The 23,328-nt window shown below is 67.6% G+C and carries 22 protein-coding genes; 10 read left to right on the top strand and 12 right to left on the bottom strand.

The annotated features are described in order from the left end of the window. Window positions 1-73: 73 nt before the first annotated feature. Entirely contained in the window at window positions 74-811 is a 738-nt protein-coding gene (locus PVZ77_RS20585) for a DUF502 domain-containing protein (protein WP_273809008.1), read from the top strand. 166 nt (window positions 812-977) lie between these two features. On the opposite strand, the gene PVZ77_RS20580 is transcribed toward PVZ77_RS20585, so the two are convergent. Continuing rightward, window positions 978-1,775, bottom strand: coding sequence for an SDR family NAD(P)-dependent oxidoreductase (locus PVZ77_RS20580; protein ID WP_273809007.1), 798 nt, complete (start codon window positions 1,773-1,775; stop codon window positions 978-980). A 153-nt stretch (window positions 1,776-1,928) separates the two neighbouring features. Between PVZ77_RS20580 and PVZ77_RS20575 the strand changes: the two genes are divergently transcribed. Further along, entirely contained in the window at window positions 1,929-2,372 is a 444-nt protein-coding gene (locus PVZ77_RS20575; RefSeq protein WP_273809006.1) for a thiol-disulfide oxidoreductase DCC family protein, read from the top strand. A 129-nt stretch (window positions 2,373-2,501) separates the two neighbouring features. After that, window positions 2,502-3,767, top strand: coding sequence for an Hsp70 family protein (locus tag PVZ77_RS20570; RefSeq protein ID WP_273809005.1), 1,266 nt, complete (start codon window positions 2,502-2,504; stop codon window positions 3,765-3,767). Between the two features lie 45 nt (window positions 3,768-3,812). On the opposite strand, the gene PVZ77_RS20565 is transcribed toward PVZ77_RS20570, so the two are convergent. The 4 genes from PVZ77_RS20565 to PVZ77_RS20550 all read right to left on the bottom strand — a co-directional run bounded on the left by PVZ77_RS20565 (window position 3,813) and on the right by PVZ77_RS20550 (window position 7,782). Continuing rightward, the gene (locus PVZ77_RS20565; RefSeq protein ID WP_273809004.1) at window positions 3,813-4,391 is read right to left on the bottom strand and encodes a DUF308 domain-containing protein; all 579 of its coding nucleotides are present in this window, start codon (window positions 4,389-4,391) and stop codon (window positions 3,813-3,815) included. Between the two features lie 197 nt (window positions 4,392-4,588). Next, window positions 4,589-5,419, bottom strand: a complete 831-nt coding sequence (locus PVZ77_RS20560) for an oxidoreductase (protein ID WP_273809003.1) — start codon at window positions 5,417-5,419, stop codon at window positions 4,589-4,591. A gap of 31 nt (window positions 5,420-5,450) precedes the next feature. Beyond that, window positions 5,451-6,875 carry an MFS transporter gene (locus tag PVZ77_RS20555; RefSeq protein WP_273809002.1) on the bottom strand — a complete coding sequence of 475 codons (1,425 nt, stop codon included), beginning with the start codon at window positions 6,873-6,875 and terminating at the stop codon, window positions 5,451-5,453. A gap of 160 nt (window positions 6,876-7,035) precedes the next feature. Then, on the bottom strand, window positions 7,036-7,782 hold the full coding sequence (locus PVZ77_RS20550; RefSeq protein WP_273809001.1) for an SDR family NAD(P)-dependent oxidoreductase: 747 nt from the start codon (window positions 7,780-7,782) through the stop codon (window positions 7,036-7,038). A gap of 151 nt (window positions 7,783-7,933) precedes the next feature. Here PVZ77_RS20550 and PVZ77_RS20545 point away from each other — a divergent pair, with 151 nt between their 5' ends. Continuing rightward, window positions 7,934-8,791, top strand: coding sequence for a LysR family transcriptional regulator (locus tag PVZ77_RS20545; protein WP_273809000.1), 858 nt, complete (start codon window positions 7,934-7,936; stop codon window positions 8,789-8,791). Between the two features lie 70 nt (window positions 8,792-8,861). Here PVZ77_RS20545 and bdcA read toward each other — a convergent pair whose 3' ends face one another. Then, entirely contained in the window at window positions 8,862-9,575 is a 714-nt protein-coding gene (gene bdcA / locus PVZ77_RS20540) for an SDR family oxidoreductase (RefSeq protein ID WP_273808999.1), read from the bottom strand. 72 nt (window positions 9,576-9,647) lie between these two features. Here bdcA and PVZ77_RS20535 point away from each other — a divergent pair, with 72 nt between their 5' ends. The 3 genes from PVZ77_RS20535 to PVZ77_RS20525 all read left to right on the top strand — a co-directional run bounded on the left by PVZ77_RS20535 (window position 9,648) and on the right by PVZ77_RS20525 (window position 11,905). After that, the gene (locus tag PVZ77_RS20535) at window positions 9,648-10,247 is read left to right on the top strand and encodes a TetR/AcrR family transcriptional regulator (RefSeq protein WP_273808998.1); all 600 of its coding nucleotides are present in this window, start codon (window positions 9,648-9,650) and stop codon (window positions 10,245-10,247) included. Window positions 10,248-10,448: 201 nt separating this feature from the next. After that, entirely contained in the window at window positions 10,449-10,898 is a 450-nt protein-coding gene (locus PVZ77_RS20530) for a GyrI-like domain-containing protein (protein ID WP_273808997.1), read from the top strand. A 104-nt stretch (window positions 10,899-11,002) separates the two neighbouring features. Further along, window positions 11,003-11,905, top strand: coding sequence for an NAD-dependent protein deacetylase (locus PVZ77_RS20525; protein ID WP_273808996.1), 903 nt, complete (start codon window positions 11,003-11,005; stop codon window positions 11,903-11,905). Here the strand turns inward: PVZ77_RS20525 and PVZ77_RS20520 are convergent. Continuing rightward, window positions 11,832-12,977, bottom strand: a complete 1,146-nt coding sequence (locus PVZ77_RS20520) for an acyltransferase family protein (RefSeq protein ID WP_273808995.1) — start codon at window positions 12,975-12,977, stop codon at window positions 11,832-11,834. The two genes, PVZ77_RS20525 and PVZ77_RS20520, sit on opposite strands and share 74 nt — an antisense overlap. 385 nt (window positions 12,978-13,362) lie before the next feature. On the opposite strand from PVZ77_RS20520, the gene PVZ77_RS20515 reads away from it, so the two are divergent. Both PVZ77_RS20515 and PVZ77_RS20510 read left to right on the top strand, forming a co-directional pair. Further along, on the top strand, window positions 13,363-13,965 hold the full coding sequence (locus PVZ77_RS20515) for a nucleotidyltransferase domain-containing protein (protein WP_273808994.1): 603 nt from the start codon (window positions 13,363-13,365) through the stop codon (window positions 13,963-13,965). Further along, window positions 13,952-14,404, top strand: coding sequence for a DNA-binding protein (locus PVZ77_RS20510; RefSeq protein WP_273808993.1), 453 nt, complete (start codon window positions 13,952-13,954; stop codon window positions 14,402-14,404). The genes PVZ77_RS20515 and PVZ77_RS20510 overlap by 14 nt, the downstream gene beginning before the upstream one ends. Window positions 14,405-14,434: 30 nt before the next feature. Here PVZ77_RS20510 and PVZ77_RS20505 read toward each other — a convergent pair whose 3' ends face one another. Then, window positions 14,435-16,867: a glucan 1,4-alpha-glucosidase gene (locus tag PVZ77_RS20505; RefSeq protein ID WP_273808992.1), complete on the bottom strand. Its 2,433-nt coding sequence runs from the start codon at window positions 16,865-16,867 to the stop codon at window positions 14,435-14,437. 100 nt (window positions 16,868-16,967) lie between these two features. Continuing rightward, the gene (locus PVZ77_RS20500) at window positions 16,968-19,199 is read right to left on the bottom strand and encodes an FUSC family protein (RefSeq protein WP_273808991.1); all 2,232 of its coding nucleotides are present in this window, start codon (window positions 19,197-19,199) and stop codon (window positions 16,968-16,970) included. 161 nt (window positions 19,200-19,360) lie between these two features. Between PVZ77_RS20500 and PVZ77_RS20495 the strand changes: the two genes are divergently transcribed. Further along, complete coding sequence (locus tag PVZ77_RS20495; RefSeq protein ID WP_273808990.1) at window positions 19,361-20,290, top strand: LysR family transcriptional regulator; 930 nt, start codon at window positions 19,361-19,363, stop codon at window positions 20,288-20,290. A 4-nt stretch (window positions 20,291-20,294) separates the two neighbouring features. On the opposite strand, the gene PVZ77_RS20490 is transcribed toward PVZ77_RS20495, so the two are convergent. The 3 genes from PVZ77_RS20490 to PVZ77_RS20480 all read right to left on the bottom strand — a co-directional run bounded on the left by PVZ77_RS20490 (window position 20,295) and on the right by PVZ77_RS20480 (window position 23,327). Beyond that, entirely contained in the window at window positions 20,295-20,828 is a 534-nt protein-coding gene (locus PVZ77_RS20490) for a cytochrome b (protein WP_273808989.1), read from the bottom strand. 78 nt (window positions 20,829-20,906) lie between these two features. Further along, a complete protein-coding gene (locus tag PVZ77_RS20485) occupies window positions 20,907-22,175 on the bottom strand; it encodes an arsenic transporter (RefSeq protein ID WP_273808988.1) in 1,269 nt (422 codons plus the stop codon). A 48-nt stretch (window positions 22,176-22,223) separates the two neighbouring features. Beyond that, window positions 22,224-23,327, bottom strand: coding sequence for a metallophosphoesterase family protein (locus tag PVZ77_RS20480; protein WP_273808987.1), 1,104 nt, complete (start codon window positions 23,325-23,327; stop codon window positions 22,224-22,226). Window position 23,328 lies beyond the last annotated feature (1 nt).

Here is a 23,328-nt window from a genome sequence, read left to right as displayed (position 1 = left end):
AGAAAGTCGGCCCGCGCCGACGCCGAGCGCGCCTGGCCCGTATAGAATGGCGCTTTAGCCGTCGAGTTCTTGCATGCCCTTCGTTCGTCGCGGTATCGAAAGCATCGTGTCCACCTGGCTGGCCGGTCTGCTGCTGCTCCTGCCGCTGGTGCTGACCCTGGCGCTGATCGGCTGGATCGTCAGTTTCCTCAATGGCCTGATCGGACCCAACACCACCCTGGGCCGCCTGTTCGTGGCGGTCGGTCATCCCTTCGTCGGCAATTCCCTGGCGGCCTATGGCCTCGGTACCCTGCTGCTGCTGGTGCTGCTCTATCCGCTGGGCCTGGCGGTCAAGCTGGGACTGCGCCGGCCACTGGGCTGGTTCGCCGACCTGACCTTTCGCCGCATTCCGGTGGTGGGCAAGCTCTATGGCCTGGCCGAGCGCTTCGTCGAGTTGCTCGACCGCAAGGAAGGTGGGGCGGACATCCGCGCCATGAGTCCGGTGTGGTGCTTCTTCGGGGGCAAGGGTGTGGCGGTGCTGGCGCTACTGCCCAATCCGGCGGTGATCGACATCGAGGGTCGCCACTACCACGCCGTGCTGGTGCCCTCGGCGCCGGTACCCGTGGGTGGCGGGCTGCTCTATGTGCCGGTAGACTGGGTGAAACCGGCGGACATGGGCATCGACATGTTCACCAGCATCTATGTCTCCATGGGCATCACCCTGCCGCCGGTGGTCAAGGATCGCCAGGTGGAATTCATTCCCCTGGAAGAAGCCGTGCGCCGCCAGCAGGAAAACGGGACGGCCGAGGAGCCGCCCCGCCAGCCTCGATAAGGCTTTGCTAAAAAGTCGCCTAGCGAAGGTCAGGCAAGGCAAAAACCAGCGAGGAAGCGGACCGGGCTCGCGAACGAGTTTACAAATAGTAAATGAGCATTCCGATCGGACTGGCGATCCAGCTGGTTTTTAACGCAGCATCACCGAGCGCAGGCACTTTTTAACCTTAGTTCTGCACCGCCTGGACCGAACCCCCATCCACGCGCAGGTTGCTGCCGTTGATGAAGGAGGCGCGCTCGGACACCAGCAGAGCGATGGCCGCGGCCACCTCTTCCACCGTGCCGCGGCGCTTCTGCACGATGCCGGGCCGCTCTTCGTCGAGGAAGCTTTCGATGGCTTCCTCGAAGGAGACGCCCTTTTCCTTGGCGCGCTTTTCCATCATGCCGTCGGTCATGCCGGTCTCGATGAAGGCCGGCGACACGGTATTGCACAGCACGCCGTGGGCCGCTTCCTTGTACGACAGGTTCTTGATGAAGGCGGCCAGGGCCGCCTTGGCCACGTTGTAGACGGCCTCTTCCCAATAGGGCTGGACGGCGTTTTCCGAGGTGATGCAGACGAAGCGACCCCAGCCGCGCTTGCGCATGCGCGGAATGGCGGCGCGGCCGACGCGCACGGCGGAAAAGAAGTCGGTGGCCCAAGCTTCCTCGTAGTCGGCATCGGCCAGTTCCAGGGGATCGCCCTTGGCGCCGGTGACACCGGCGGTGTGCACCACGATGTCGATCTGGCCGAAGCGGGCTTCGCCCTGCTCCACCAGCTGGTCCACCGCGGCCTGGTCGGTCATGTCGGCGGCGATCAGCAGCGTATCGCCCGGCAGGCCCTTGGCCGCCTCTTCCAGCTTGCCCTGCTCCAGATCGGAAAGCACCAGCCTGACGCCCTCCTCGGCCAGCAGCTTCGCCGTGGCCAGACCCATGCCACCGCTGGCACCCGTGATGAGGGCGACGCGCCCCTTGATTCCCAGATCCATACCGACCTCGCTATCAGATTGCTTACCATGCCGTGATCCGGCGTCTCTGATTCCGACTCGCCACGAGAGGCCGTTGCGCTTACCGTTCGGCGGAAAGCGCAACGGCCGCCCTGCCTGCCGGTCCAGATAGGCAAGACCCCTGGGAAGATCACGATGCACACACCTCGCCTGCCCCTGACCCTCTTTCACGACGGCGCCTGTCCGCTGTGCGCCCGCGAGATCGCCTGGCTGCGCCGCCATGCCGACCCCAGCCAGCTGCAGCTGGTGGACCTGGCCGCGCCGGACTACCCCACGCAGGCGCCGGCCGATGCCCCGCCGCGCCAGGCCATGCTCGACCTGCTGCACGCCCGGGATGCCGACGGCTGCTGGTTCAAGGGCCTGGACGCCACTTACTGGAGCTGGCGCACCGCCGGCCTCGGCAACTGGGCGCGGCCGCTGGCCTGGCGGCCGTTGCGCCCCGTTCTGGAGCTGGGCTATCGGCTCTTCCTGAAGCTGCGCCCAGGCCTGACCTGGCTGCCGCATCCAGAGGGCAGTCGGCGTTGCCAGGATGAGGTCTGCACACTGGAAGAGCCGCGCGACCGCTCGCGCAAGGGCTGACACCTCCGCTCGCCTGCCATCGCTTCAGGCCTGCAGCGGCGCGGGTCGATCCTGCTGGCATCCGGCCAGGGTTCGCCTGCACGCGCGTCTCGGCTAAACTGCGCGGCTGCTCGCGTTACGGATCCTGACATGTCTGCTGCTCTACCCGCCCGCGCCCTGGGCCTCGACTTCGGTACCTCCAACTCCACCGCCGGCTGGCTCAGGCCCTCGGGCGAGGTCCTGCTGGCCCTCGAAGAAGGCAAGGCCACCCTGCCCTCGGTGATCTTCTTCAACGCCGAGGAGCGCCGCCCGGCCTATGGCCGCCAGGCGCTGCACGAATACCTGGAAGGCTACGAGGGGCGCCTGCTGCGCTCGCTCAAGAGCCTGCTCGGCTCCAATCTGCTCAAGGGCGAGACCAGCATCCTCGGCAGCGCCCTGCCCTTCACCGAGGTACTCGGCCTCTTCCTCGGCACCCTCAAGCAGCGCGCCGAACAGCAGGCCGATCGCTCCTTCGACGCCGTGGTGCTGGGCCGTCCGGTGCATTTCGTCGATGACGACCCGGTCGCCGACCAGGAGGCCGAGAACACCCTGGCCGCGGTGGCGCGCCAGGTGGGCTTCAGCGACATCTCCTTCCAGTTCGAACCCCTTGCCGCCGCCTTCGACTACGAGCGCAGCATCGAGCGCGAAGAGCTGGTGCTGATCGTCGACATCGGCGGCGGTACCTCGGACTTCTCCCTGGTGCGCCTGGCGCCGGAGCGCCGCAACCTGGCCGACCGCGCCGGTGACATCCTCGCCACTGGCGGCGTGCACGTCGGCGGTACCGACTTCGACCGCCAGTTGAGTCTGGAAGGGGTGATGCCGCTGCTGGGCTACGGCAGCGCCATGAAGAGTGGCGCCACCATGCCCACCAGCCACTACATCAACCTGGCGACCTGGCACACCATCAACGCCGTCTACGCCAAGAAGAGCGTGCTGGGCCTGCGCGACATGAGATACGACGCCCAGGACACCCGCTGCATGGATCGGCTGTTCAAGCTGATCGAACAGCGCGCCGGCCACTGGCTGGCGATCCAGGTGGAAGACGCCAAGATCGCCCTGACCGACGACTGGCGCCGCACCCTGCGCCTGGATCGCATCGAGACCGGCCTGGCCGCGGATCTGGAGCGACCGCTGTTCGACGCCGCCATCGCCCTGCAACTGGAACGCCTGAGCCGCGGCGTGGACGACCTGCTGGCCCGCGCCGACCTCGATCCCGCACGGGTCGACAGCCTGTTCTTCACCGGCGGCTCCAGCGGCATCCCGGCGCTGCGCCAGGCCCTGGCCAGACGCTTCCCCGGCGCCCGCCTGGTGGACGGTGACCGCTTCGGCAACATCGGCAACGGCCTGGCCATCGAGGCGTTCAAGCGCTACGGCTGAGTCCTTCGCCACCGGGTCGGCGCCTACCAGGGCGTCGGCTCCACCTCAGGCTCGCTTGCCGGCCGCGCTCCGCCGCCATTTCGCTACCGCCAGCCAAGCCGCCGAGACCAGGAAGTAGCAGGCACCGAAAGCCACATAGGGCGTCACGCTGGAAACATCCAGCGGGACTCCGTCATTCGCCTGCTTCACGAAGAAGCCACCCGCCAGGGCGGATTGAGCGCCACTCAGGATCATCGCCCACTGGCCAGCGGACGTTCGCCAGCGCCGTACCGCCACGACCAGCTGGAAAAGCCCAGCGGCCAAGGCCCAGACCCCGAACACCCCGATCGCGGCGCCTAGGCCGAACGTCAATGCCAGCCCTATCGCCACGGCGACGCCCAGGCTGACGACGGCGTTGAGCCGTTGCGCAGCGTTGTGCCGCAGTCCGCCGCTTTGGCGGGCATCGAGGACGTTCGCCAGGGCATCCCAGGCCGGGTAGAGGACGAGCAACAGCGGCCCCACCCACCCCTGCTCGTGGCCGATGGCGAGCGCCAGCGCGATCCACAGCAGCGAAACCGCAGCCCTGATGAAATAGTAGCGTTGCAGCCAGTGGCCGGCAGTCGAATCCGGGAAGGTATGACTCATGGAGCACTCCAGCGGTGTTCATGTACGGAACGGCAAGGACGCTTGCCGAGAACGGAATCCACTCACCAGGCAAAACGACCCTGGCATCTCACTGCGCTGAGCGTGCCGCTCAAGCGGGTCGGGCATAGGGATCGAGATGATCCGCGAGGCGGGTGGAAGGGCCGGGGCCACGGGCACCGCAGCCCCGCCAGGATCGATCAGTCGAAGTCGGTATGCAGGGCGATATCGCGCCAGGCCGCCATGTCAGCGCGCAGCGCCTGCGACTTGCGTTCCGCGATGTCGTAGGCGACCGGTCCGAGCGGCAGATGCAAGGGCGGCTCGGTCGCCATGACGGCCTGCACTATCACCGCGGCAGCCTTGCGCGGATCTCCCGCCTGCTTGCCGTGATTGCTGTCCCGGTAGGCGCGCCGTCGCCCCGCGGTGTCGGCATAGGCCGGGATCACCCGCGCCGCCATGGCGATGGAGCGTCCGAGAAAGTCGGTGCGAAACGGCCCGGGCTCGACGATGGTCACGCGGATTCCGAAGGGTGCCACTTCCCTGGCCAGCGACTCGGAAAATCCCTCGACCGCGAACTTGCTCGCGCTGTAGTAGCCGGAGCCCGGTCCTCCCGAGAGCCCTGCCCCGGATGACAGGTTGACGATCCGGCCGCCGCCGCGCCGACGCAGGACAGGCAACGCCAGGCGGGTCGTTTCGATCAGACCGAACACATTCACGTCGAACACCGGCCGGTATTCGCTGGGCTCGGCCTCCTCCACGGCGCCGATGAAGCCTATCCCGGCGTTGTTCACCAGGACATCCAGACCACCGAACTCCCGCTCTGCACAGGCAATCGCGGCAGCCACCGAGGCAGGGTCGGTGACATCCAGCTGCACGACCCTCAGGTTCTCCGGAAATTGCCGGGCCAGGGGTTGCAGTACGGCAGGATCGCGAGCCGTTGCCACGACTCTGTCGCCACGCGCAGCGGCCGTTGCGGCGATATGGCCGCCAAGACCGCTCGAGCAGCCGGTAATAAGCCAGGTCTTTCTCATGCTGTTCTCCTCGCGCCGTGAAAGGCGCTGTTCACTCTGCGTCACAGGCCCCGCGTGCGGCGGTCGTCGGGGCGCTAGGCCAGCTCAAGACGGCTGCTAGCGCCAAGGCACCGCCCATCGTCAGGGCGGCAACGGCAAAGGCGACCTGTACCTCTCTTGCGCCAGCGCCATCGGGGGCGAGGGCGAAAAACAGGCCGCCGATGAGCGCTACCGCCAGGGCGGCGCTGATCTGCAAGGTGGCATTCATCAAGCCGGCGGCGAGTCCGGCCAGGCTCGGTGCCACCTGATCCGCGTTCACTCTCACCAGGGCCGGAAGCGCTATGCCCTGCCCCAGGCCGATCAACAGCAGCGGCACCGGCAGCCAGGTGGGCAAGCCCGCCAGCGCGGCCGCCAACAGCAGGCCCAGGACCTCCAGGGCCATGCCAAAGGCGGCGGTGCGCGCACCCAGTCGTTGGGCAAGATGCGGACTGCACAGGGGCCCGCAGAGGAAGCCGATCCCCAGGGGCAGAATCGCCCAACCCGCAGCCAGGGCTCCGTGACCCAGACCGGCCTGCTGGTAGACGGCGAAGATGAGAAAGAAAGGCGCCAGGGCATAGAACAGGAAGGTCGCCAGGAGGGTGCGTCTGAGCCGGGAGGCGGTGAGCAAGGAAGGCAGGACCAGGGGCGTCTCGCCGGCCGCTTCCTTGCGTTGCTCGTAGCGCCAGAAGGTGATCAGCAACCCGCCACTGACGATGAGCAGGGGGAGCGACCACCGGGGCCAGTGCAGTCGTGGCCCCTCGACCAGGGGTACCACCAGCGCCAGCAGCCCAGCCGCGAGCAGGCCGGCGCCCATGACATCCAGCCGGCCCGGTTGCCGGGCCCGGCTCTCGCGCAGCACGACCAGCGCGGTCGGCAGGGCGCAGAGAATGACCGGAAGATTGATGAGGAAGATGCTGCGCCAGCCCAATCCGAAGGGATTGGCCTCTATCAGCACCCCACCCAAGAGCTGGCCCAGCACGGCGGCGAGTCCGAAGGTCGCGCCGTACAGGCCGAGCGCCCGATTCTTCTCTTCCGCAGGGAAGGTCGCATGGATCAGGGCCATGGACTGCGGCGCCATGATGGCAGCCGTTACGCCCTGCAACAGTCGTCCGGCAATCAGCATGGCTGGCGTCGGCGCGACCCCGCATAGCGCGGAGGCGATACCGAAGCCCAGCATGCCGCCGAGGTAGACACGCTTGCGGCCGAACATGTCACCCAGACGACCGCCCAGGATCAGGGTGACCGCATAAGCCGTCGCATAGACGGAGACCACCAGTTGCGCCAGATCCGAGGTGGTCGCGAAGTCGCGACGGATCACCGGCAGCGCCACATTGACGATGAAGAAGTCGAGCGGTGGCAGTAGCGTACCGATCAGCAGCACGCCCAGCGCGAACCAGCGACGGCTGTCGGGCTGGACCATGGGAAGGGATGAGTTCATGAACGTTTACCGTCAATCGGGCTGCATCCTGATCCGCGCAGGCGTTGCCGGCCCGCGACCTGTAGGTGCAGCGATTTCTCGAAATTCGCGGCTATCGCTGGCAGGGGCGTCAGCAAGCGGCGACAGCGATCGGCGCGCGCGGCGAAGGCAAGCGCCTGGCCTAGCGCATGCCGCCGGAGCCGAAGATGAATTCGCCGCTCACCCAGCGGGCCTCGTCGGACGCCAGAAAGGCGACGATGGGGGCGATATCCCGTACCTGGCCGATACGGCCGAGCGGGGTGCGGGCCTCGTTCCAGGCCTGGAATTCCGCGCCCAGGGCGCCGGCGGTCCGGGTGCCCTCGGTTTCGATGAGTCCAGGACTGACGGCATTCACGCGGATACCACGAGGGCCCAGCTCGCGGGCGAGCACCCCCGTGATCGCATCGAGCGCGCCCTTGGTGCCGCTGTAGACGGCGCTTTCCGCCGGCAGGACGCTGGTGACATTCGAGCTGATGTTGATGATGCTGCTGCCGGCGCCCAGATAGGGACTGGCGGCGCCTATGAGCTGCAAGGGTCCGAGCACATTGACGTCGAATTGCAGCCGATACAGGTCCACCGTGGTGTCTTCGATCCTGGCGAACTGATAGACGCCGGCATTGTTCACCAGGATATCCAGGCGACCGAAGTGTTCGAGGGCCGCTTTCACCAGGGCGTCCATGTCGGCCCGCTGGCGGACATCGGCGCGTAGCGCGATCGCCGTACCCCCTGCTGTCTCGATGTCGGCGAGGACGGCGTCCGCCCCGTCCTGGCCGGACGCATAGCTGATGACGACCTTGGCGCCATCCGCCGCCAGTTGCCGGGCAATACCCGCGCCGATGCCCTTGGAGGCGCCCGTTACAATCGCAACCCTATCCAGCAATCTGCTCATAGCCGCTCACCTACATGGAGCCAGTGCGAACATCCCTGGCTGAATCCAAAGTCTCTGAAGTAGACATGAGCCGCCATGGTCTCCCTTACGATATTGTTTGGGGACTGCCTTTCCTGCATATTGAATGTTCATTTTTGAACGCAGGTTCGCCATGGAATGGAGCGATGTACGGATCTTTCTGGCCGTTGCCCGCGGCGGATCCTATGGCTCGGCCGCGCGAGCCTTGGGAATCAGCCACCCGACGGTAGGTCGCCGGATCAAAACGCTCGAGGATGAAGCCGGACAGGCGCTGCTACGGCGCACACGCGAGGGCCTGATCCTGACGAATTCGGGAGATGCCGTATTCGCCCTGGCCGAGTCCATGGAAGCCTCCGCCCTGGCCATGGAGCGGCGTCTGGCAGGTAACCACCAGCGCCTGGAGGGCATCCTGCGGATCTCTTCGGCGGACTGGTTTGCCGGCTATGTCCTGGCGCCGGTCCTGGCCGACCTCACCCGGCGGCACCCTGCCGTGGTACCCGAGGTCATTGCCAGCTATCGACTGCTGGATCTCTCGCGCCGCGATGCGGACGTGGCCTTTCGCCTGGTGCCCTTCGGCGAACCGGATATCGTGCAGCGCCGTTTCCTGAGGATGCCCTATGGCCTCTATGGCGCCGCCGAGACGGCGCTGGCGGTGCAGGAGGATACGGCGGCGGTCGGGCTGATCCTCATGAACAGCGCGCAAGCGCACTTTCCCGATGTCGCCTGGTTGCTCGACCGGCTGCCGGGAGCGCAACGCGCCTTCACCAGTACCAGTCGAACCGTTCAGGCGCAGATGTGCCGACGGGGACTGGGGGTTGCCGTGCTGCCCCGCCCGCTCGGCGATGCGACGGCAGGACTGCAGCTCATCGAGCGCTTCGGCAGCCCTCCGTCGCGGGATATCTGGGTGGGCTATCACCAGGACCTGCGCCACATGGACAGGCTGCGGGCGCTGCTGGATATCGCCGAAGAGGTATTGGGGCCGGCGCACTAGGCGTGCGGGCGGGGCAGCCGGTTGTCGCCCTTGTCGCCTGGGCCCTGGGCGACAGGGGCGCGTGCCGCGATCAGGCGCCGAAGGCGCCGTCGATGGTGTGCATGGCACCGGTGACGAAGCCGGCCTCGGGGCCGGACAGCCAGGCGACCATGCCGGCCACCTCGTCGGCACTGCCGTGGCGCTTGATCGCCATGAAGCTGTACATCAGGTCCTTCATGGGGCCATCTGCCGGATTCATCTCGGTATCGATGGGCCCCGGCTGCACCACGTTGACGGTGATGCCACGCGGACCGAAGTCCCGTGCCAGACCGCGGGCGAGCCCCTGCAGGGCCGACTTGCTCACGGCATAGGCCGCCAAACCGGGCAACGGCATGCGATCGCCATTCACCGAACCGATGACGATGATCCGCCCGCCTGCCGGCATCTGCCGCGCGGCCTCGACCGCCGCATGATAGGGCGCCTGGATGTTGATACTGAACATTCGGTCGATGGCGTCCGGATCCTGTTCCAGGGCATCGCCGAACAGCGCCACGCCGGAATTCACCACCAGCACGTCCAGCGGCCCACAGGCGCGCACCCGGGCGATCACCGCGTCGCGGTCGGCGCTGTCGGTCAGCTCGGCGCTGCTACCGGTTTCCGCGGCCAGTGCCCGGGCGGCGTCCCCGGAACTGGCATAGGTGAAGGTCACCCGGGCGCCTTCGGCGGCGAAGCGCCGCACGATGGCGGCGCCTATGCCGCGACTGCCGCCCAGCACCAACACCTGCTTGCCTGCGAAATTGCTCATGGATCTGCCTCCTGATTAATGTAGTGAGTGCTACAATAAGCCTCTCCCAGCCGCTGTCAAAGTATTTTTGTAATGAGCACTACAAATAAACCCGCACCGCGTGGGCGGCCCCGCCGCTTCGATCCGGACGAGGCCCTCGTCCAGGCGCAGCGTCTGTTCCATGAAAAGGGCTACGACGGGTTGAGCGTCGCCGACCTGACCCAGGCGCTCGGGATCAGGCCGCCGAGCTTCTATGCGGCCTTCGGCAGCAAGCTCGAGCTGTACCAGCGGGTACTTGAGCGCTACATCTCGACAGGCGCCGTGCTGCTGCAGTACATCCTGGACGGCGAACAGTCCCTGGCGGTAGCGCTCACCCAGGTGCTGGAAGAGGCGGCGCGCAGCTATGTAGCCGACCCCAGCTCGACCGGCTGCCTGGTGCTGGAGGGCACCCATTCCGACGACCCCCAGGCCCGCGCGGCAGCCGACCGGCACCACCAGGCGGCCCAGACGCTCATCCGCACCCGTATCGCCGCCTGCCAGCCAGAGCGAGCGGAAGAGCTGGCCGACTTCGTCATCACCACCATGGCCGGGCTCTCCGCCAGCGCGCGGCATGGCCAGAGCCTGGAGCGACTGCTGGCCAGCGCGCGCCTGGCGGGCCTGGCGCTGACCCAGGCGCTCGCCGCGGACCGCTGAACCCCGGCCGGGCACCTGGATGGCGCAGCAGGGACGCGCGCCGAGTTCGCGGCCGCCAGGAGAACACCCGGTGAACCGGGATGGCAGCTCGGGTACGCTGCGACCCTGGGTCCCGCCGGTTCCTGTCCTGTCCCGGCTGACCGCCGCGCGCCGCTGGAGTAAGGTGGCCGCCTTCATCGCATCTTCGAGAGAGTCTGTCCCATGTCGCTGGAAATCGTCGACCACCCCGCCCTGGAAGTGACCGGTCTGCTGTTCGAGCCTGGCCAGGGCGAAGACATCGCCGCCCTCTGGCGGCGCTTCGCCGACCGTGCCGGGGAAATCACCGGTCGCGAAGGCGACGCCGAATGGTATGGCCTGAGCTGGCGTCAGGCCGGCGCCATGCACTACCTGGCCGCGGTGGCCACCGCACCGGGCGCCCCCCTGCCCGCTGGCATGGTGCGCCAGGAATTGCCGGAAGGCCGCTACGCCCGCTACGTGCACCTGGGCACGGCGCCCAGCGTGGCCAAGAGCCTCGGCCGACTGTTCGCCGAGCTGCTGCCGGCGCGCAGCCTGCAACCCCGTCCGGGCGCCTGCTTCGAGCACTACACCGAGGCCTTCACCGGGGTGGATGCGCAGGATTCGCAGATCTATATCTATGTGCCGGTGTACTAGGAGGCGAAGCGCCGCCTGGCGGACAGGACGTTCGTCAGCTGCGGCTTGCCTCCCGGCATAACCCTTTCCAAGCTGGGGGTATCGTCCGCAACTCCAGGTGTCCGATGTCCCTGCCCGAGCTCCAGTCCTTTATCGCCCGGCACGAGCGGATCTTTCTGCTCACCGGTGCCGGTTGCAGCACCGATTCCGGCATTCCCGACTACCGCGACCGCGAGGGCGCCTGGAAGCGCCCGCAGCCGGTCACCCTGCAGGCCTTCGTCGGCGACGAGCTCTTGCGCCGTCGCTACTGGGCACGCAGCCTGATCGGCTGGCCGCGCTTCTGCCAGGCGCGGCCCAATGCCACCCACCAGGCCCTGGCGGCCCTGGAGCGGCGCGGCCAGGTGGAGATGCTGCTGACCCAGAACGTCGATCGCCTGCACCAGGCCGCCGGCAGCGAGGCGGTGATCGACCTGCACGGCCGCCTCGACCAGATCCGCTGCCTGGGCTGCGAGCTGCGTCTGCCGCGCCAGGAATTCCAGCAGTGGCTGGGCGAACTCAATGGCGACTGGCTAGCGCTGGACGCGGCTACCGCGCCGGATGGCGATGCCGATCTGGAAGGCGTGGACTTCATGAGTTTCCGGGTGCCCGACTGCCCGCGCTGCGGCGCCCTGCTTAAGCCGGACGTGGTGTTCTTTGGCGAACACGTGCCCGGCGCGCGGGTGGAGCGTGCCTTCGCCCACCTGGGCCGCGCCGATGCGCTGCTGGTGGTGGGCTCGTCGCTGATGGTCTATTCGGGCTTTCGCTTCGCCCAGGCCGCGGCCCGCGCCGGCTTGCCCATCGCCGCCCTGGGCTATGGGCGTACCCGCGCGGACGACCTGCTGGCGCTCAAGGTGGAAGCCTCCTGCGCCCAGGCACTGGCCTTTCTGCTGGAGTATCCCGGGACGGCGCCGGCGCTTACGCCGGCACGTGCCGAGGCCGTGGCGCCCTTCCCAGGTGCATCAGCGGACGCTCGATCCAGCGGTAGCTGAGCATCGACAGCAGGCAGGCGAGCACCAGCACCGGCGGCAGCAGCGCCATGAAGCCGAGCGTGCCCAGGGTCTCCACCGAGCCCAGGTTGAGCAGGGTGAAGAGTCCGTAGAGCAGCAGGCCGTGGGTGAGATAGAGGCTGTAGCTGATCTCGCCCAGCACCTTGAGACCACGACTGCGCAGCAGGCCGAAGAGGTCGTTGCCGGCGGCCATGGCGGCGAAGGGCAACGCCAGCGCCAGCATCTGCTTGAGGTTGTAGTCCGGCTGGGTCATGGCGTAAGCCACCAGCGCCAGCGACAGTGCCGCCACCAGGGGCGTGCGCAAGCGTGCCAGCAGCGCCGGTCGATGGACCTTGACGAACACCGGCAGGAAACCCAGCAGGAACAGCAGACCGAAGCGCGCGCCCAGCACGTGATAGTGATAACCGGCGGCGACCAGGCCACCCACCAGCAGCGCCGAGACCAGCAGTGGCAGGCCGAAGCCACGGCGATTGAACAGCGCGGCGATGATCGGCAGGGCCAGATAGAACAGCGCCTCGTAGCGCAGCGTCCAGTGGGCGCCGGCGGTCATCCAGCCGCTCTCTTCCAGGCCGTTGAGACTGAAGCCGGAAAACAGCTCCCAGCTGAGCAGTTCGAGCATGAAGTGCTGGCCGTCGGCGATGACGAAGTGGGTGCGGATCAGGGTGAAGAGCACCACCACGGCCACCACGCAGAGATACAGCGGCATTACCCGCAACACCCGCGAACGGAGCAGCTCGCCCCAGTCCGGCGTACGCCGATAGACCTTTCCGAAGAACAGGTAGCCGGTGATCATGAAGAACAGCGAGACCGGCACCACACCCATGTTGTAGAGCAGGTCGCTGTCGGGTTCGCGCCACTGGCCCTCGGCCTTGAGGTGATAGGTCAGCACGAAATGCAGGCAGACCACGGCGGTGGCGAGGATGCCGCGCAAGGCATCCAGCGGCGAGGAGCGCGCCAGGGTCTCCTCGGTGAGCAGCGGGCTGCGGCGCAGGGCGAAAGCCAGCAGCACCAGGGTGCCCAGGTAGAGGGCGATGGGGAGAGCGACGTCAGTCATATCCGTGACCTTCTTGACAGGAACCGGCAAAGACCCGCCCCCAGACCGCCGGAGCGGTCGCCGGAGCGAGCGAGAGAAAAGCGCGACAGCCGGGCACGCTACCGCGCGGTACGCGACCGAGGGCAGAGAGACCGGAAAGAGAGGAGAACAGCGGCGAGCGGAAGGATCCGCTGCCTCAGGAAAGCGCGAGAACGCCCATCAGACAAGTCTTGTTACAGGCGTTCCCTGAGGGAGGCAAGGTGATAGAGGCTCTGGCACTGGGCATAGGAGAGATCTACCGCTTGTCGGTTCGGCATCCAACTGATCAGCACAGGCCCGCTAGTACTGGAGGATTGCTGCCTTTTAGGCTTCAATTGCAGCCTAAAAGGCAGCACCTGGACTTCTGATGTCACTCGCCTCCGTTCTCTTTCCCGACTATCGCCGCAAAGTCCTAGCGCTTCTTCTACTCCATCCTGAGAGCAGCTATCACCAACGCGAAATCGCGCGCTTGACCGAGACCCAGTCCGGTACCCTGAGTCGCGAACTCGTCAAGCTGGTCGCGGCCGGTCTGGCCGTGAAAACGCGCGTGGGTAATCAACAGCACTACCGCGCTAACCGGGACTGCCCCATCTTCGAAGAGCTGGCGAGCATTCTGCGCAAGACTAGCGGCCTTACCGACATCCTAGCCGAAGCGTTGAGCCCCATTGCAGACAGGATAGAAACAGCTTTCGTCTTCGGCTCTATGGCGAGTGGTAAGGCAAACAGCGGAAGCGATATAGACCTCATGATCCTGGGTACTGTGACCTTCGGTGAGGTAGTGGCCGCCCTCTATCCCTGTCAGGAAACGCTTGGCCGAGAGATCAATCCCAAGGTATACCGACGAGAGGAATGGCAGAAGCTGTTGATGGAAGGGGGGGCCTTCATCACGGATCTGCTGAAGAAGCCCAAGGTGTTCGTCATAGGCACCGCTGGGCAACTGTCACAAGGATGGACAGATGACCTTGGATAATTTGCTAGGCAAAAGTCTTGAGGCGATCACACCTGACCCTGCGGGCATCCAGCGCCTGCTAGAGGCCGCGCAACGCAGTTTGACCGATGCGCGTCTGCCAACGTTGAGCAGCGAAAGCCGCTTCGACCTGGCCTACAAGGCGATCATGCAAGGCGCGAACGCAGCGCTTCAAGCCAATGGCTATCGGACCCTAACCAGCCGTCCCGGCCACCATCAGACCATGATCCAGTCGCTACCCCGGACCATGGGTCTTGATACATCGGCGATGGTGGTACTGGATACCTTGCGCAAGCAACGCAATGTCATCGACTACTCGGGCGATCTGGTCAGCGAGTCGATGGCGCAGGAGGCCTTGCAGCAGGCCGAGGTCCTGCTCCAGCACGTCATGCATTGGCTGGAGCGAAATCGACCAGACCTGCTACCGGGTCGCGAGCCCTGACGATACTGGCGACCTGGCCATTCACCTTGCTCAGGGCGCCAACGTCCGCGCCACCACCGGGTAGTGATCCCATACCTGGCCATCCGCCAGGGAACGCAGCAGCTTGACGTATTCGGCATGGGACCAGGCCAGCGGCGTCGCCGAATCGGTGCCCTGCCCCTGGGTGTAGCCGTGGCGCCGGTTGTCGCCCACGCCGTCCCAGACCTGCTCGGGCAGCATCAGGCCGGCATTGGCGAACAGCTCCAGGCCGCGGACGTAGGTGTCACGCAGCTTGCCCAGCGCCGCCGGGTCCGGCTTGCCCTGCAGGACCAGGCGCGCCAGCTCGTAATGGCCGCGTTCGCCGGTGAAGATCGGCCAGACCCGGCCGCGCAATCCGGAATTGGCTACCGGCTGCTCGGTGGCCGGGAAATTGATGCCGGAGCTTTCGCTCTCGCCATAGCCGTCGTTGCCGTAGCGCCGCCAGCCGGGGAAGGTGCCGGTGATGCCGGGGTACTGGAAGCTGTACTTGACCCGCAGATTCTCCGGCAGGCCTTCGTCGTCCAGCACCGCCAGGCTCTTCTGTACCAGCGGATCGCTCGCCGGCCGCACGCCGTAGCGCACCAGTTCGAGGAAGCCGGCGTCCAGCACCTGGTCCTCCGGCAGGCCCGGGCGACTGTTGTTGTCCACCAGCTTGCCCTTGTCGTTGGGATCGTCGTTCTGGGTGATGCGCAGGTAGTAGTTGCCGGCGCCCAGGCTGCCCTGGGTGGTGGCCATGGTCTTTTCCACCTGGCCGGAATAGCGCCGGGCGGTCTCGCGGTAACGGCTGGCATTGGCCTCGTCGCCGGCATGGCGCGCCAGTTCGCTGGCGGTGGCGAGACCGGCGATCACCGCCGCGGTGATGGATGGCGAATAGCCCCACTGCTCCTCCCAGCGTTCCTGCTGGGTCTGCGGCGGCTTGACCTGCCAGGTGTTCCAGCCCAGGTTGACCTGGCTGTCGCGGGCGAGGAAGTCCGCCGCGGGCCTGAGCATCTCGCGGTACCAGCGGTCGATCTCGGCGTCGCCCAGCAGGCCGCCCTGCCAGAGGCGATAGCCGAGCATGATCGGCATGGCGGTCTGGTCCAGTTGCACGCCGACCCACTCGATGGTGCCGTCGACGTGGGTCTTCTGCAGGAACCAGCCGGTGGCGCCCGGTGCCCGCACCTCGTCGCCCTGTTTCTGCTGATGGATGAAGGCGGAGCTGTCGGCCGGCTTGTGCGCGGTATTGGCATCCACCTGCACCTGCTTGAGGTAGCTGAAGGCGACCTTGGGCGTCTGCCGGTCACCCAGCGCCAGCAGCGCCATGGCGCACTGGTAGAAGTCCCGTGGCCAGACCGCCTTGTAGCCGGTGGTGCCCTTGCCAGCCGGCACCGTTTCACCCCAGGGATTGGACAGCGAGGCGATCAGGGCGCCGGCGTGGGTCTTGTCCTCCTGGGCCTTGAGCACCAGGGCGCTGGCGTTGACCAGCTTGCCGCCGTCGCCGGCCTGGGCCTGCAGACGCGGTAGCTGGTCGAGGCTGGCCAGGTAGTCCTGCCAGCCGATGGCGTCGCCCTCGCCGTTGTAGTGGGCCAGCACCTTTTGATAACCGCGGGCCAGGGTGGCATCCGCCGCCGCCTCGGCCTGGCGCGGATTGGCGCCGAAGCCCACCACCACGTCCAGGGTGGTCTCGGCGCCCTTGAGCGGCAGCCTGGCCAGCATGGCGACGTTGCCGGCCTGGTCGCCGGTGCTGCTGTAGGTCTGGGTCAGCTTGCCGTTGCGGCGCAGGTCGTCGAGGCCGTCGGAGCTGCCGACGAAACCCACGGTGGGGGTCTGCAGCGGCTGGCTGGCCTTGACCACCAGGGCGTGCTCGCCTTCGCTGGCATAGAGCACCCCGCCCTTCACCGCGGCGCGGTCGTGGCTGCCACTGTTGGCCAGCGCCGGATCGACATAGAGATAGGGCTGGATGCGCGGGTCCTGGCTGCGAAAGATGACGCGCATGACCAGGGTGTCCTGGTCCGGGTCGGTGAAGACGTGCTTTTCGATCTCGTAGCGACCCTGGCGGTCGCGGTTGACGATCCGGTAGGCCAGCGAGGTGGGCCGGCCGGCGGCATCGGTGGCGAGGTATTCGATGCGGCTGTCGGTGTCGTCGCGCTCGAGATGGGTGAAGTCGGGCCCGCGGATCACCAGCTGCATCTCGCGCAGTTGCGCCTCGTGGATGAGTCCCTGCATGGTCTCGGTGACCACCCCCTGGGCCAGGGAAAACCACACCCGCGAGACGCGGCCGGTGCTGGCCTGGTCGCTGTAGGCGCCGTCGCGATAGGCTTCGTAGCTGGTGCCGATGCCGGTCTTGCCGGAATAGGACCAGAAGGGTGCGGCGCCGGGGGCACCGGGGGCTTCCAGGGCAGACGCCAGGGGCGTCAGGAGAAAACTGGCGGAACAGAGCAGCGGACGGACGAAGCGGACGGGCATGGGCAGGCGGGCCTTGTTCTGGTTGTGCCGAAAGTCGCATGGCAGAGGGCCTGTGGCCCTCCCCGTCCGTAAGCCTAGTCGGATTTTGGCGGGCTGCTGCCTAGCCTTCGTCACGCGCCGGTGGCCGGGCCGGCGGCAGGTACCCGGCCAGGGGCGAATCCGGCGCCAGCAGCGAGGTGCGGATGACGTGCAGGTAGCTGGCGATGCGCCGCAGCGGCGAGCGATCGAAGTCGCCCGGCGTGGGCTCCAGGTGGCGCTGGGCCTGGTGCGCGAGGGTGATGGCGTGGTCCACGGCGGTCAGGGCGCGGGCCAGGTTGGCGGCACCGGGCTGGCGGAACAGTCGCACCAGCGCCCGACCTAGGGCGCGGATCGCCAGGCGCCAGGCGCGCTGTTCGCGATACCAGGGCAAGGGCGGTAGCGCGGCCTGCTCGAGGCGCAGCTCGATGACGGCGTGGCCCAGCTCCAGACTGAGAAAGGTCCAGCGCAGCAGCTGCCGCTGCACCACCGGCTGGCCCACGGTGAGCACCTGCACCTGGTTGAGCAGATCGCGCAGGCCGGAATCGAAGCGACCACTCAGGCCGCTCAGGGGCGCGCCTATGGCGTGGACCAGGCGCTCGCGCAGGGCATCCTCCAGCCGGCGCCAGACCCAGGGCTGGCTCGGCGGCAGCAGGACGCTGACGGCCACCACCGCCACGCCACAGGCCAGCAGATAGGCCAGGTAGGTGTTGCAGAAGAGGTCGGCGTCATAGCGCGGCAGATTGCCCGGCAGCGCCGCCGAACAGAACCAGACCATCAGCCCGGTGCCATAGCCGGCCAGGCGTGGTCGGGTGATCAGCCAGGCACCGGCGGCGAACACCGGCGCGAGGACCAGCAGCAACAGCGCGAAGCCATCGATCCAGGGCAGCACCTGGACGTGCAGCAGGCCACCGGCCAGCGCCCCGACCAGGGTGCCACCGGCCAGTTGCAGGCAATAGCGGCGCGGATCGGCCGAGGTGGAGGCCAGCGCCGAGATCAGCGCCGCCGCCAGGGTGCAGGCCGCACCACTCGGCCAGGCGGTCTCGATCCAGAACAGCCCCACGCCCAGCACCACCAGGGCGCTACGCAGCCCGGCCATCCAGGCCACCGCGCGGCTGGCCAGGGGCGTGAAGGTTTCCCGGGGCGCGGGTGTCGTGCTCGCCGGCGCCTCAAGTGCCAGCTGGGCGCCAAGCAGCAGGTGCAGATCCTCGGCGAAGCGATAGAGCAGTTCGGCGGCGGTGTCGTAGTCGAGCCGGTCGGCCTGGGTGGCGGGTGCGGTCCGGATCAGCTGCTGGCGGCCACTGCGGATCGCGACCATCAGCGTCTTGCGCTCCGCGGCCAGGCGCTCACTGAGGCGGCGCAGGTCACGCTCTTCCGGCAGGCGGCCCAGGCCTGGCGCCAAGGCGGCGGCGATCAACCCTAGCGCGGGCACCAGCGCCTGGCGCACGGCCGGTGGCCGAGCGGCCAGGCGTTCGAGCAGTTGATGGAGGGCATGGAAGCGGGTGTTGAGCAGCATGAGGCGATTGCCCAGGGCGGCCAGGCGTCCGCTGCGTCGGCGCAGATAGGGCTCCTCGAAGACACTGGCGCTGCGCAGGCTCTCGAAGCCCACGGAGTCGGCGGCGAAACGCGCACTGAGCGCGACGAAGCGTTCGGCGTCGAGACGGCCGAGCAGGCCGTCATGGGCCATGGCGAGGAAGTCGCGCAGGCGCTGCGCCAGGGTGCGGCGCAAGACGCCACGGGTGGTCTGCGGCAGGATCGCCACGCTCACCACCCCGGCGCAGCAGATGCCCAGGGCGATCTCCAGCAGGCGCCACACCGCCTGCAGAAAGGCGCCCTGGGGCTGGGCCACCGCCGGCAGCCCGACCAGACAGGCGGTGTAGCCGGCCAGCAGGAAGGCATAGCTGCGAAAGTCGCGATAGCGCGCCGCGCCGCGGGTGCAGTAGCCGATCCACAGTACCAGGGCGCCGAGCAGCAGCACCCGCTCCTGGGCGAACAGGGCAATGGCGGCGACGGTGAAGGTGAGCCCGGAGAGACTGCCCAGGATGCGATAGAAACTCTTGGCCAGCACCTGGCCACTCTGCGGCTGCAGAACGATGAACACGGTGACCAGCACCGTGCTCGGTTGCGGCAGTTCCAGGCGATAGGCCAGCCATAGGGCCAGGGCCGCGGCCAACAGCGCCTTGGCGATGAAGGCCCAGGTCTGGCCATCGGTACGGTCCCATTCGCGAGCGGCGCGGCGCCAGGCGTTGCGGCTCGGCCAGCGGGTGCGGGAAAAGGCAGCGGCGGACCGCGCGAGCGGCGGTGAGGCGAGAGGCATGCTGGCCAACGAGAGCGATCGGAAGGGGCGAGACGCAGCGTTTCGGTGGCCATTCTAGAAAGCTCCGCCCGCCCGGATTAAGCCGGGCATGGCGGCAAACAGCCTTAACCAACGAGCGGGTAATGGCCCACAATGGCCCTTTGTCCGGCCCTGCCCCGTCCATGGATCATCTCTTCAATCTGCGCGCCTTCGCCTGCGTGGCCCAGACCGGCAGCTTCACCGCCGCCGCGCGCCAGCTGGAACTCACCACCGCCTATGTATCCCGGGCGGTCAGCCAGCTGGAGCAGCACCTGCAGACCCGGCTGCTGCACCGCACCACACGCCAGTTGCGCCTGACGGAAGCCGGCGAACGCTACCTGGTGCGCTGCCGGCGCATCCTCGCCGACCTCGACGAAGCCGATGCCGAGGCCCGTCACGCCCTGGCCGTGCCGCGTGGCCGGCTGCGCATCCACACCATGACCGGCCTCGGCCAGCACTATCTGATCCAGAGCCTGGCCAGCTACGGCGAGCGCTATCCCGAGGTCGACCTGGATCTGCAACTGACCAACACCTTCACCGACATCCTCAAGGAAGGCTACGACCTGTCGCTGATCCTGGCCGACGGTCTGCCGGACTCGGCCTTCCATTCGGCGCATCTGGGCAGCACCCACAGCGTACTTTGCGCGGCGCCCGCCTACCTGGAGCGCCAGGGCCGGCCGACCACTCCGGCACAGCTGGTCGGGCATCGCTGCCTGCGGCTGGTCAATCGCGCCATGGCGCCGGATCGCTGGTTGCTGGAAGGGCCGGAGGGAAGCGCCGAGGTGGCGGTGGATCGACCGCCCTTCCAGGTCAACACCGCCGATGCCCTGGCCGAAGCCGTGGCCAGCGGCCTGGGCATCGGCGCCCTGCCGCTGTACGCCGCGGTCGCCGGTCTCGCCAGTGGCCGCCTGCAGCGGGTGCTGCCCGGGCATCGGCTCTATGCCCTGGACATCCATGCGCTCTATCCCTCGCGGCGCTTTCTCGATGCCAAGATCCGCACCCTGGTGGACCACCTGCGCGAGACCCTGCCGGCCCTGCTGGAGCGTGATCGGCTGCGGGTGGAAGGGAGCTGAGGCGTTAAGGCCGTTGCTCGGGCAACATCCGCTCCAGGGTGCCATCGCGGCGGATCGCCACATGCCAGACCACCGCCGCCACATGCAGGATCACCAACCCGTAGACGGCGAACTGGCCCGCCACATGGATGCGATTGGCGAGGATGCCGAGGGCTTCATGACGGGGAAAACCCGGCAGGGAAAACAGTCCGAACACCGGTACCGGCTGTCCCTGCCCGGCCATCAGGTAGCCGGTCACCGGCATCAGCAGCAGCACGGCATAGAGCAGGCCATGGTTAAGCGCGGCGAGCAGCTGCAGCAGACGACCGTCACGAGGATGGGCCGGCGGCGCCGGATGCCGCCAGCGCCAGGTCAGACGGATCAGGATCAGCAGGAAGACCGAGATCCCGGTGGATTCGTGCAGCAGATACCAGAGGGTGCGCACGGGTCCGGGCGGAAAGTTTTCCGCCACCCAGACGAAAGGCAACAGCAGGCACAGCAAGGCGACGGTCAGCCAGTGCAGGGCCTGGGCGAAGCCGGTGTAGCGGCCGATGGCCATGGGCGATGCTCCGTAGCGGACGAACCCCGATAGTGCCCCAGGCGCAGCGACAATGCCGCTACGCCGGGAGACCGTCCGTCAGAGATGGATCAGGGCAGCCAGCGCCAGCAGCAGCGCCGGAATCATCACCACGGCGCCCAGCTTGAGGAATTGCCAGAAGCTCACCGACAGCCCTTCACGGCGCAGCGCGGCCAGCCACAGCAGGGTCGCCAGGGAGCCGGTGATGGACAGGTTCGGCCCGAGGTCGATGCCGATCAGCACGGCGCCGGCGATCTTTTCCGAGACATGGGCGGTCTGCACCGCCGCCCCGGCCAGCAGACCGGCCGGCAGGTTGTTGACCAGGTTGCTGCCAAAGGCCACCAGCAGTCCGGCGCCCCAGGCGGCGCGCTCCGGCGTCGCCTGGGCGGCGGCCTGCAGCTGATTGGCCAGCGCCTGCAGCACCCCGGTGGTCTCCAGGGCTTCCACCAGCACGAACAGCCCGGCCACCAGCGGCAGCACGCCCCAGGAAATGTGCTTGAGCAACTCCAGGCCGCCGCCACGCTTGCAGGCCACCACCACCAGAAAGGTGGCGAAGCCGGCGAGAAAGGTCGGCAGACCCAGCTCCAGATCCAGCGCCGAGGCGCCGAGCAAGACCAGGATGGTCAGGATCAGGCCGCAGCCGGCGATGCGTCCGGTGGTGGGCAGCGCCTCCACCGCGCCCCCCTCGGACAGCCGCTCGGCACGCAGGACCTCGGCCTGGGTCGCCCAGAGGGTGAGGAAGGTCGCGGCGATGGCCAGGATCGACGGCACCGTGAACAGCGCCAGCCAGCGGCTCAGCTCGGGCATGTGCTCGGCGAAGACCACCAGGTTGGCCGGGTTGGAGATCGGCAGCACGAAGCTCGCCGCGTTGGCGATGAAGGCGCAGGAGAACAGATAGGGCAGCGGATTCTTCACCTTCGCCGCGCGGGTGGCGTAGTAGACCGCCGGGGTCAGCACCACGGCGCAGGCGTCGTTGGAAAGGAACACCGTGACCAGGATGCCGACGCCATAGACCAGCGCGAACAGCCGCAGCGCCGACCCCTTGGCCGCGCGCACCGCATGGCCGGCGACCCAGTCGAAGAGTCCTTCCTTTCGAGCGATCTCGGCCAGCAGCATCATGCCGATAAGGAACAGATAGACGTCGGTACCCTTGGCGACGCCGTGCCAGACACCGTCCAGCGGCAGCAGGCCGAACAGCGCCAGCAGCGCGGCGCCGGCGACGGCGAACAGGGCCTCCGGCAGACCGAAGGGCCGCGAGACCACCCCGAGGGTGGCCAGGGCGGCGATGACCCACGTCAGGACGTGGGGAGTGGTGATGATGGACCCCATGAAAGCGCTGTTCCTTCTAGTCGATTCGCGAAACCGGCCTGGCCGACCTCACCATTTGCGGCCATTGCGATTGGGCCCCAGCTGGGTACCCAGGACGCCCCTGGCCTGCCATTCACCCAGCCGGGTGCGATCCGAGCCCCAGTCGGCGGGGGCGGCGATGGGGCACAGATGACCGCTCAGCTCGATCTCGTCACGGTCTTCGCCGCCTTGCGCATCCCGGACCCGGACCTGCAGCCGGCGGACGCCCTCCGGCACGGGTCGGTCCCCCCGATAGCGGCCCTCGCCCAGCGGCTGCAGGGGCCACCAGGGACCGTCGTCGCACTGCCACTCGCAGATCCTGATCTCGCTCTCGGCCAGCACCAGGACCCGGCACTCGCGGACCTCGGCCACGCCGGCGCCGTTGAGACGGGCATCACCGGGCGCGGTGATCTGCACCCAGGGCCAGCCGTCGGGCAATTCGCGAAAGCGCCAGCTCACCGCCGGACCGTCCAGGGTGACCAGCGCGAATCCTACACCGCCTTCCTCGATCTGGCCGGTGGATCTGCAGGCGGCATAGAGCACGCCGCCGTCGTGGGCCAGTTCGTTGTAGTGGGTATGGCCGATCTCCACCAGGCGCACCGGGCCTTCGTGCAGCAGCCGCGCCACCCGCTCGGCCTCGCCGGGCCCCTGCAGGTCCGCCGGATAGCTGTGCATGAAGACCACGCAGCGCTGCTCCAGCCGGGTCGCCTCGTGCAGCTCCCGCTCCAGCCACTGCAACTGTTCGCTGCCAAGACGAAAATCCGGCCCGCCGGTGCCCGGTCCGCACATGTCCAGGAACAGGCAACGGACCCCGCCGACCTCCCTGGAATAAGGCAGCTGGGGCACCTGCAGCTCGGCGTAGAAGGGGCCGAGATCGCCACCTTCCATGTCGTGGTCGCCGGTGATCACCGTTACCGGCAGCGGAAAGTCGTCCAGCAACCGCCTGAGCAACCGGTACTGCTCCGCGGTGCCGTTGTCGGCGTTGTCCCCGGGCAGATAGACGAAATCCAGTTCGGTGCGCCCGCGCAGGCGCTGCAGGAGGGTCCGCAGGTCCCGGGCATTGTCCGCCTCGGCGGTGGTCAGGTGCAGATCGCCGAGGTGGGCGAAGGCGAGGAACTCATCCTGGCGTGCCATT

The sequence above is a fragment of the Pseudomonas sp. SHLD1 genome (assembly GCF_028640935.1).
Lineage (GTDB): Bacteria > Pseudomonadota > Gammaproteobacteria > Pseudomonadales > Pseudomonadaceae > Chryseomonas > Chryseomonas aestiva.
This window is presented reverse-complemented; position numbering and strand designations above follow the sequence as displayed.